General features: G+C 67.8%; 8 protein-coding genes and 1 pseudogene. 4 read left to right on the top strand and 5 right to left on the bottom strand.

What is annotated here, in order from left to right; genetic code table 11:
• Nucleotides 1-279, top strand: a pseudogene (locus AZG88_RS40355) (L-idonate 5-dehydrogenase); the annotation flags it as partial.
• On the opposite strand, the gene AZG88_RS40350 reads toward AZG88_RS40355, so the two are convergent.
• The 3 genes from AZG88_RS40350 to thpD all read right to left on the bottom strand — a co-directional run bounded on the left by AZG88_RS40350 (nt 260) and on the right by thpD (nt 3,880).
• Nucleotides 260-598 (bottom strand): hypothetical protein, encoded by a 339-nt coding sequence (locus tag AZG88_RS40350; RefSeq protein WP_061043533.1) that lies wholly within the window; start codon nt 596-598, stop codon nt 260-262. The pseudogene AZG88_RS40355 and the gene AZG88_RS40350 overlap by 20 nt on opposite strands.
• 50 nt (nt 599-648) lie before the next feature.
• Nucleotides 649-2,799, bottom strand: coding sequence for an MMPL family transporter (locus AZG88_RS40345; protein ID WP_061700917.1), 2,151 nt, complete (start codon nt 2,797-2,799; stop codon nt 649-651).
• Between the two features lie 169 nt (nt 2,800-2,968).
• On the bottom strand, nt 2,969-3,880 hold the full coding sequence (gene thpD / locus AZG88_RS40340) for an ectoine hydroxylase (protein ID WP_061700916.1): 912 nt from the start codon (nt 3,878-3,880) through the stop codon (nt 2,969-2,971).
• A 145-nt stretch (nt 3,881-4,025) separates the two neighbouring features.
• Here thpD and AZG88_RS40335 point away from each other — a divergent pair, with 145 nt between their 5' ends.
• The 3 genes from AZG88_RS40335 (at nt 4,026) to AZG88_RS40325 (ending at nt 6,288) form a co-directional block, all read left to right on the top strand.
• Nucleotides 4,026-4,676 (top strand): LysE family translocator, encoded by a 651-nt coding sequence (locus AZG88_RS40335; protein ID WP_005244212.1) that lies wholly within the window; start codon nt 4,026-4,028, stop codon nt 4,674-4,676.
• An 80-nt stretch (nt 4,677-4,756) separates the two neighbouring features.
• On the top strand, nt 4,757-5,800 hold the full coding sequence (locus AZG88_RS40330; protein WP_005244210.1) for a zinc-binding dehydrogenase: 1,044 nt from the start codon (nt 4,757-4,759) through the stop codon (nt 5,798-5,800).
• A 62-nt stretch (nt 5,801-5,862) separates the two neighbouring features.
• On the top strand, nt 5,863-6,288 hold the full coding sequence (locus tag AZG88_RS40325; RefSeq protein ID WP_005255234.1) for a VOC family protein: 426 nt from the start codon (nt 5,863-5,865) through the stop codon (nt 6,286-6,288).
• A 7-nt stretch (nt 6,289-6,295) separates the two neighbouring features.
• Here AZG88_RS40325 and AZG88_RS40320 read toward each other — a convergent pair whose 3' ends face one another.
• On the bottom strand, nt 6,296-7,333 hold the full coding sequence (locus AZG88_RS40320) for an AraC family transcriptional regulator (RefSeq protein WP_061700914.1): 1,038 nt from the start codon (nt 7,331-7,333) through the stop codon (nt 6,296-6,298).
• The gene (locus AZG88_RS40315; protein ID WP_061700911.1) at nt 7,330-8,517 is read right to left on the bottom strand and encodes a pyridoxal phosphate-dependent aminotransferase; all 1,188 of its coding nucleotides are present in this window, start codon (nt 8,515-8,517) and stop codon (nt 7,330-7,332) included. Before AZG88_RS40315 ends, AZG88_RS40320 begins: the two co-directional genes overlap by 4 nt.
• Nucleotides 8,518-8,531: the final 14 nt, after the last annotated feature.

Genomic DNA, 8,531 nt, shown 5'->3' with positions numbered 1-8,531 from the left:
GCCACCGCGCGCGGTGGCACCGTCGTGCAGGTGGGAAACCTGCCGGGTGCCCCAGTTCCGGCGAACCTCGGCGATCTCGTCACCCGGGAGATCACGTGGATCGGTTCCTACCGATTCGTCGACGAAATCACCGACGCGGTCGGGGCGATGCACGACGGACTCGATGTGAGCCCACTGATCACGCACCGGTACCCGATCGACCGGGCCGGCGAGGCGATGGACGTCGCCGCCGACCGCGGCAGCGGCAGCAGCAAGGTGCTCATCCGACTGTCGTCGTGACGTCGTCGGGCGGCGGCCCGCTGTCGCCGCCCGACGACGCACCGCGAAGGCTGCCGGCCGCGCGGCGGCGCTCGAAGAGAAACCACGCGGCCGCGCCCAGGAGCGGGACGATCCAGACGGCGACGAACCAGAGCGCGCCACGGAGGACGCCTGGTCTCGCCAGGACGATCGAGAGGGTCGCCGACATCGAGATCGCGAACGCCATTCCAATGGTGAAGAGCGTGAGCAAGAAGAGAACGAGGAACGTGCCGAAGCCCGGCATGCAGTCCATGTTCGCCCGCGCGCATTCGCTGAGGCCGGCTTCGGCGAATGCGCTCATGGAACCGAGCGTAGTGATCGCCTGTGCACAAACGCAGGTGACGGCTGCAATTACCGGGGCACGGCAGGTTCGCGGTCGTCGCCGGTGTCGACGGTCGTCTTCTGCCTGCTCGGCCACCAGAAGGCGCGACGTTCGAGTGCCGACAGGCTCGGTACCAGCATCGGGGCCATCGCGAAGGCTCCGATGGCGACACCGATCGCGACACCGAAGCCGAGTTCGGCGAGGTTGGCCAGTCCGGTGAGGGTCAGGGAAGCGAAGGTCAGCGCCAGGATCAGACCGGCGGCGGCCACGGTGGGGGCGTCGTTGGAGACGGCGATCCGCGCGGACTCACGCGGGGTGTACCCGTTGCGGAATTCCTCGCGCAGTCGCGAGGCCAGCAGGATGTTGTAGTCGGTGCCGATAGCGACGACGAACAGGTACAGCACGATCGGAATCGAGAAGTCGATCCCGTCGTAGCCGAGGCCGTGCAGGAACAGGAGCACCACGGCGCCGAGGGTGGCGACGAACGTGAGTGCGACGCACACCAGCAGGTTGAGCGGGGCGAGCACGGCGAGCAGGAGGAGGGCGAGAATCAACGCGATCGCGACTGCGGCGACGGGGAACACGAGGCGCGTATCCGCCGCGAGTTGCGCGCGGACGTCGACGAACGTGGACGTCTGCCCTCCCACAACGACTTCCGAACCGGGGACCGCGCCGTGGGCGGCATCGCGGATCGGTCCCTCGACGAGGTCGAGGGACGCGTTCGAGTAGGGGTCGTCGGCGAGTACGACGTTGACGAGCGCGGCGCGACCGTCCTGACTGGGTCGCGGCGGGGCGACCGAGGACACTCCCGGCACCTGCGTGAGAGCGGTGACGAGCGGGGTCAGCGACGCGGGATCGAGTGGTCCGGGAGCCACGACGTACACCTGGGTCGGGCTCAGCGCACCCGCGGGGAAGGATTGATCGAGGGTGTCGAACGCCCGCTGTGACGGCGTGTCGGAGGGCAGTTCCCCCAGCGTGTTGTACGTCGACTTGTAGCCGGACGCGAAGGAGGCGAGCGCGATCAACACGACGCCGATCGCGATGGCGAACACGGCTGGGCGGTGCCCGATCGCGGCGCCGATCGAGGCGAACGGTGTGTGGGGGCTGTCGTGCCCCGGTCCGAGCGGCCAGAACAGGCGGCGGCCCAGCACGGTGAACACGGCGGGGATGAGCGTCAACGCCGTCACCAGCATGACGGCCACGGCGACGATGAGTCCCGGCGCGAGCGTGGTGAGCGAGCCGAGTTTCGCCAGCAGCAGGGCGGCGAACGCGACGATGACCGTGAGCGCCGACGACGCCACGACGCGCCCGACGACGTCGGTGGAGAACACGAGAGCTTCTCGATGCGTGTCGGTGGTGGACCCTGCCGCGGCCTGCTGCCGGAGACGTTCGCGATAGCGGAACAACAGGAAGACGATGTAGTCGGTGCCGACACCGAAGAGAACGACCACGAGTATGGATTGCAGCGACGTGCTGACCTGGAAGTCGAACAGATCGGCGAGCACGGCGGTCAGTCCGGTGACCACCGACAGCACCACGCCGATCACGAGTACCGGCAGGACGGCGATGACGGGGCTGCGGAAGATCAGGCCGAGCAGGGTGAGGATGACGATCACCGTGGCGATCGTGATGACCTTGTCGGCGTTGTCGTAGGCGGCGGTGGTGTCGACCTGAATGGCTGCGTTCCCGGTCAGCCCGCTCACCAGGCCTGTGCCGTTCAGTTGCTGCTCGGCGTCGCCCCGGATGACCGGCACGGCGTCGTTGACCTGGTCGTCGCCGGGTTGTCCGTCGAACACCACCTGCAGTGCGGCAGCCTTCCCGTCGGCGGACAGCGACGCAGGCGACCCCTGCACGCTCACAACTCCCGGGATCGCCGAATTCTGCAGCGAGGTCGCGAGATTCAGTGCCGTCTGCTGGTCGGCGGGTGACAGTGGGGCGGCGTCGGCACGGACCACCACCAGGCTGCCGGTGGCGCCCGACAGGCTCGGGAAGTATTCATTGCCGACGGCCTGCGCCTCGGAGGACTCGAATGAACTGGGCAGGAACGTCTGCTGGTTACCGGTGGTGTAGTCGTCGAGACTCGGTGCGAACAGGATGACGGCTATCGCCGCGACCACCCAGGTCGCGATGACGTGCCACGGGTGTGCGACGACGGTGCGCGCGATATAGGCAAACATCATTCCCCGTTCCGGGAGATGAAGGGTCGGCCGGCGCCCGGCCGGGCGGTCGAACCGTGCTCAGTCATCGTCGCATGCAGGGCGGCGCGAAGGCTACGGGTTTCGCGGCATCGACAGACCGCGGCCCCGCTCCGACGTCAGGGAGCGGGGCCGCGGTACGTCATGGTGCTCGCTACCGCAAGGGGGTGAAATCCCGGCTACCGAGATAGTCGGGGCGCGGTGCGGGCGCCGAGAACGGTGCCGTCAGGGTGTTCTCGACACTGTTGAACACGATGAAGAGGTTGGAACGCGCGAACGGCGTGATGTTGCCGTTCGAACCGTGTATGCAGTTGGAATCGAACACGGTGGCGGAGCCGGCCGGTCCGGTCATCATGTCGATGCCGTACTCGTTCGCCATCCGGGTGAGCGTCGGCTGATCGGGCGACCCCGTGGGTGGAACGTAGCTGACCAGCGATTCCTTGTAGTAGTCCTCGGGGGTTTCGCCGGCGCACGACACGAACGCGCGGTGAGATCCGGGCATGATCATCAGCCCGCCGTTGTGCCCGTAGTTCTCGGTGAGCGCGATCGAGATACTCGCGGCGCGAGGAGTGGGCATGCCGTCCTCGGCGTGCCAGGTCTCGAAGTCGGAGTGCCAGTAGAACGGGCCGCCGGTGAAACCGGGCTTGAAATTGAGTCGCGACTGGTGGACGTAGACGTCCGAACCGAGGATCTGCCGGGCGATACCCACGACCTCGGGGCGGCGGATGATCTCGTCGACGACGTCGCTGAGGCGGTGGACGTCGAACACGGAACGGACGGCGCCGTCGCCGTTCTCCCGCACGACGCGGTCGTCGCCGCGCAGTGTGTCGGTCTCGGCGAGGCGGGTCATCTCGTCGACCAGGTTGAACACGTCGCGTGGTGGGATGATCGACTCGGCGGAGTGATATCCGCGTTTGTCGTAGACGGCAATCTGATTCGCGGTGAGCGGACCGGAGCGGATATCACCCCGTTTCTGGTCCGACCAGGTGACCGGGTCCTGGCGGACGGTCATCGTGCACTCGTTGCGGTCCCTCGTGGGGTAGTTGTCGGCTACGGCCGTACGCATAACTCGTGTTTCACCCTTTCGGATTGGACAACGCTTTACTCTTCCGACGTTCCCACTGGTCGTCGACGAATGCAACCCGGACACAGGTCCACCGAGGCCGGACTGGACCGCGACGGCGCGGCGCCGCGGTGGGATCGTCACGGGCATGATCGATTCGGCGGCGGTATTCGGAGTGGCGGCGATCGCCCTCGGCATGGTTCTCACACCGGGACCCAACATGGTGTATCTGGTCTCGCGCAGCATCACTCAGGGCAGGGCGGCGGGACTGGTCTCGCTGGCCGGTGTCGCTCTCGGATTCCTGTGCTATCTGGCTGCTGCGACACTGGGTATTTCGGCGGTGTTCTCCGTCGTACCGCAGGCGTACACCGCGCTGAAGCTGGCGGGCGCGTGCTATCTGGGCTGGCTGGCGTGGCAGGCGTTGCGGCCCGGCGGGCACACACCGTTCGCGCCTGCACGGACGCTGCTGCCCCGGGATTCGTCTGCCCGGCTGTTCCTGATGGGTCTCACGACCAACCTGCTCAATCCGAAGATCGCGGTGATGTACCTGGCGCTGATCCCGCAGTTCGTCCATCCCGGCGCCGGGCCGGTGTGGTTGCAGAGCCTGCTGCTGGGCACCGTGCAGATCGTGGTCGCGCTCACCGTGAACGCGCTGATCGTCTGCGTCGCAGGAACTGTCGCGACGTTCCTGTCCGGACGCCCGGTGTGGCTGCGTGCGCAGAAGTTCGTGATGGGAAGCGTCCTCGGCGGCCTCGCCGTTCACCTCGCCCTCGACCGGACGCGGCCCGCGACGGTCTGAATCGGCAGTGGCCTGAATCATGCACGCATGAGCATGTTTCGCGGGTACCGTCGGAAGCGACGACGACGAAGGGGCGAGAGATGGCGGAGACCATGCGGGCGCAGCGATTCCATGCCGACACGAAAAGCATTGCGGTCGAAGATGTTCCGATTCCGGAACCCGGCCCCGGTGAAGTGCTCGTCAAAGTGGAGTTCTGCGGCATCTGCCATTCCGACCTGAGCCTGATCGACGGCACGTTTCCCGCACTGCTGCCCGAGGTGACGCAGGGCCACGAGGCGTCGGGCACCATCGCGAAACTCGGTGCCGGAGTGACCGGCTGGTCCGAGGGAGACCGCGTCGTGCCGTCCGCGGGCAGGCCCTGCTTCGCGTGCCGCAACTGCCGCCGCGGGGACCTCACGAACTGTCTGAACATCCAGCTCATGGCGTTCGCCTACGACGGCGCGTGGGCCGAGTACACGGTGGCGCAGGCCGGGGGACTGACCCGCATCCCGGACAACGTTCCGTTCGAGCAGGCGGCCATCCTCGCCGACGCGGTGTCGACGCCGTTCGGCGCGGTCGTGCGCACCGGCAAGGTGGTGGTCGGGGAGACCGTCGGGGTGTGGGGCGTGGGTGGAGTCGGCACTCACATCGTGCAGCTGGCACGCCTGGTCGGAGCTGTCCCCGTGATCGCGTTCGACATCAATCCCGCTGTGCGGGAACGTGCCCTGGAGCTCGGGGCCGATTACGCGTTCGACTCCCGGGACGAGAACCTGAAGGAGAAGGTCGCCGAGGCGACGGGCGGCCGGATGCTCGACGTCGCGTTCGACGCGGCCGGACTGAAAGTGACATTCGAGCAGGCACTCGACTGCCTGACGGTGGGTGGCCGACTCGTCGCGGTCGGGCTGAGCGCGCAGGAGGCCTCGGTGGGAACGACCGCACAGTTCGGGCTGTCCCAGAAGCAGGTGCTCGGCCACCTCGGCTACAAGAACGTGGACATCGAAACCCTCGCCGAACTGGTGTCCCGTGGCCGCCTCGACCTGTCGCGGTCGATCAGCGAGATCATCCCGCTCGAAGACGTCGCAAAGGGCATCGAGAAACTCGCGAACCATGAGGGAGATCCCATCCGGATCCTCGTCAAACCCTGAAACCGGCAGGTCCTGGACTCGGCTCACCGGCACCTGTCGGTGCCCCGCTGTACCGTCGGGCCATGGGATATGAATTTCAAGTCACAGTGGACTCGGAGAACCCGCATACCCTGGCCAAATGGTGGGCGCAGACGCTCGGCTGGGAGGTGGAGCCGAGCAACGAGGAGTTCATCCGCGGGCTCGTCCAGGCCGGCCACGCGCAGGAGTCCGACACCATGGAGTTCGAGGGTGTCCTGGTCTGGCGGGAGGGTCAGGCCATCCGCGATCCGGAGCACCCGGAGCGCCCGCGTGTGCTGTTCCAGCTGGTTCCCGAACGGAAGACGGTGAAGAACCGGCTCCACCTGGACATCAGGGTCGGGGACGCCCGCTACGAGGTCGCCGAGAAGCTGGAGCAGTCCGGCGCCACCGTGCTCCACCGCGGCCGGCAGGGGCCGAGCGAGTGGGTCACGATGGCAGACCCCGAGGGCAACGAGTTCTGCGTCAGCTGACGCGCTGTCACGCTCCGCGGTAGGAGCTCGGGGTGCTGCCGGTCCAGCGTTTGAAGGCGCGGCGGAACGCGCTGGGCTCGGAGAAGCCGAGCCGCGCCGACAGGTCCTCCACGGTCTCGCCGCGCCGGAGCCCGGCCACGGCGGCGTCGCGGAGCACTTCCTCGCGCAGCTGATTCAGCGACGTCCCGTCCTGCCGGAGCAGGCGGCGCAGGTGGGGGACGCTGATCGACAGCATCTCCGCGATGTCCTCGGCCGTCGACGTCCGGCCTTTCATGCCCAGCTCGAGGACCCGGCGCACCTGCGCCGACGCCGTGCTGTCGTAGTCACGCTCCGACATCAGCAGCGTCGGTGACTCTCGGAGGTAGTCCTCGAGCGTCTCCTCGGTCTGGATGATGGGCGCCCGCATCACCGCGTTGTCGAATTCGACTGCGGGAATATCGGAATCGAAAGTCACGGGGACGCCGAAGATGTGATCGTAGTTCTCGGCGAGCTGCGGCAGCGGCGCCGGATACGGCAGTTCCACCGCCAGCAACCGGACCCTCTTGCCCACGAGCCACGCCGCGAAACGATGAAGCAGGATCAGCAGGAAATCGGTGGTCACCCGCGTCGCCTCGAGCGACGACTGCACGTCTTCGATGGACCGTTCGGCCGCGGCCGGGCGGATGTCGATGGTCATCCGGGTTCCGCCGTTGACACCGGGACCGATGTGCAGCGCGGGCAGTGACGGCAGGGCGCGCAGGATGTCGGCCATCCGCTCGAGGGCGGCGGACAGATCCGCGGTGTGGATCAGTGCGAGGCAGACGAGCCGAAACGTGCCGCGGGGGACCGGGGCCGGCCCGAGGCCGAACAATTCGTCGCCCGTGATCTGCCAGACCGCCTGGGTGAACGCGGTGACCTGGGTCGGCGTCAACCGGGCCAGCGGATCCTCCAGCGACGCCGTCGTGATTCCCGCCGCCGACAGCGCGGGGGAGAGATCGACCCCACTGCGCGCCGACAGTTCGAGCGACCGCCGGACGAAGTCGGCGGGGATGGTGCGGGCAGTCACGATCCGGGCTCCCCGAGGGTCCGGAGCCGCCGCGCCGCCTCCTCGAGCACGTGATCCTGCTTGCAGAACGCGAACCGCACCAGCGGGTTCCACGGCTGCGGATGGTCGGTGAACACACTGACCGGCACCGCGGCCACGCCGATGCGCTCCGGGAGCCCGCGGCAGAAGTCGATGCCGTCGCGTTCGCCGATCGCGGTGATGTCGGCGCACAGGTAGTACGTGCCGCCGCCCGAATAGACCTCCAGACCGGACGCGACGAGCGCGTCGTACAGCACGTCCCGCTTGGCCTGGAGACTGTCCCGCAGCTCTTTCACCCACTGCTGCTCGTGGCTCAGCGCATGCGCCACCGCGGGTTGGAACGGTCCGCCGCCGACGAAGGACATGTACTGCTTCGCGGTCCGGACGGCGTCGATCAGTTCCGCCGGACCGCACGCCCAGCCGATCTTCCACCCGGTGACGTTGAACGTCTTGGCGGCGCTCGACACCGAGACGGTCCGTTCGTACATTCCCGGCAGAGTGGCCAGGGCGGTGTGCGTCCGGCCGTCGAACACCAGGTGCTCGTACACCTCGTCGCTGAGAACCAGCAGGTCGTGCTCGCACGCCAGCTCCGCGACGGCGGCGATCTCCTCCGGGGTGAACACGGTGCCGGTCGGATTGTGTGGGGTGTTGATCACCAGCATCCGGGTCTTCGGTGTGATCGCGGCGCGCAGAGCGTCGAGGTCGACGACGAACTTCGTGCCGGAGCGGGTGAGCGGCACGCTGCGGCGCACCGCCCCCGCCAGCGCGACAGACGCCGCGTAGGAGTCGTAGTACGGCTCGATCAGCACCACTTCCTCACCCGGTTCGACCAGCCCCAGAATGGCGGCGCTGATGGCCTCGGTGGCGCCGACGGTGACCAGCACCTCCGAGTCGGGGTCGTGGTCGAGCCGGTACCGGGCCAGGCGGTCGGCCGCGATCGCCTGGCGGAGCACGGGCATGCCGGGGCCGGGCGGGTACTGGTTGAGCCCGTCCGCGATGGCTCGGCGCGCGGTGTCGAGCATGGACGCGGGACCGTCGGTGTCGGGGAAACCCTGACCGAGGTTGATGGCGTCGTGGCTCACGGCGAGCGCCGTCATCTCGGCAAAGATGGTGGACGCGAACGGCTGCAAGCGCTGGACGGTGCGGTTGCGCGGCGTTGCGGGCATTACTGCAGCGTAGT

Origin of the sequence: Rhodococcus sp. LB1 (assembly GCF_001583455.1) — a bacterium.
Classification (GTDB): domain Bacteria; phylum Actinomycetota; class Actinomycetes; order Mycobacteriales; family Mycobacteriaceae; genus Rhodococcus_F; species Rhodococcus_F opacus.
The sequence above is the reverse complement of the archived record's forward strand: the minus strand, read 5'-3'. Positions and strand labels throughout refer to the sequence as shown.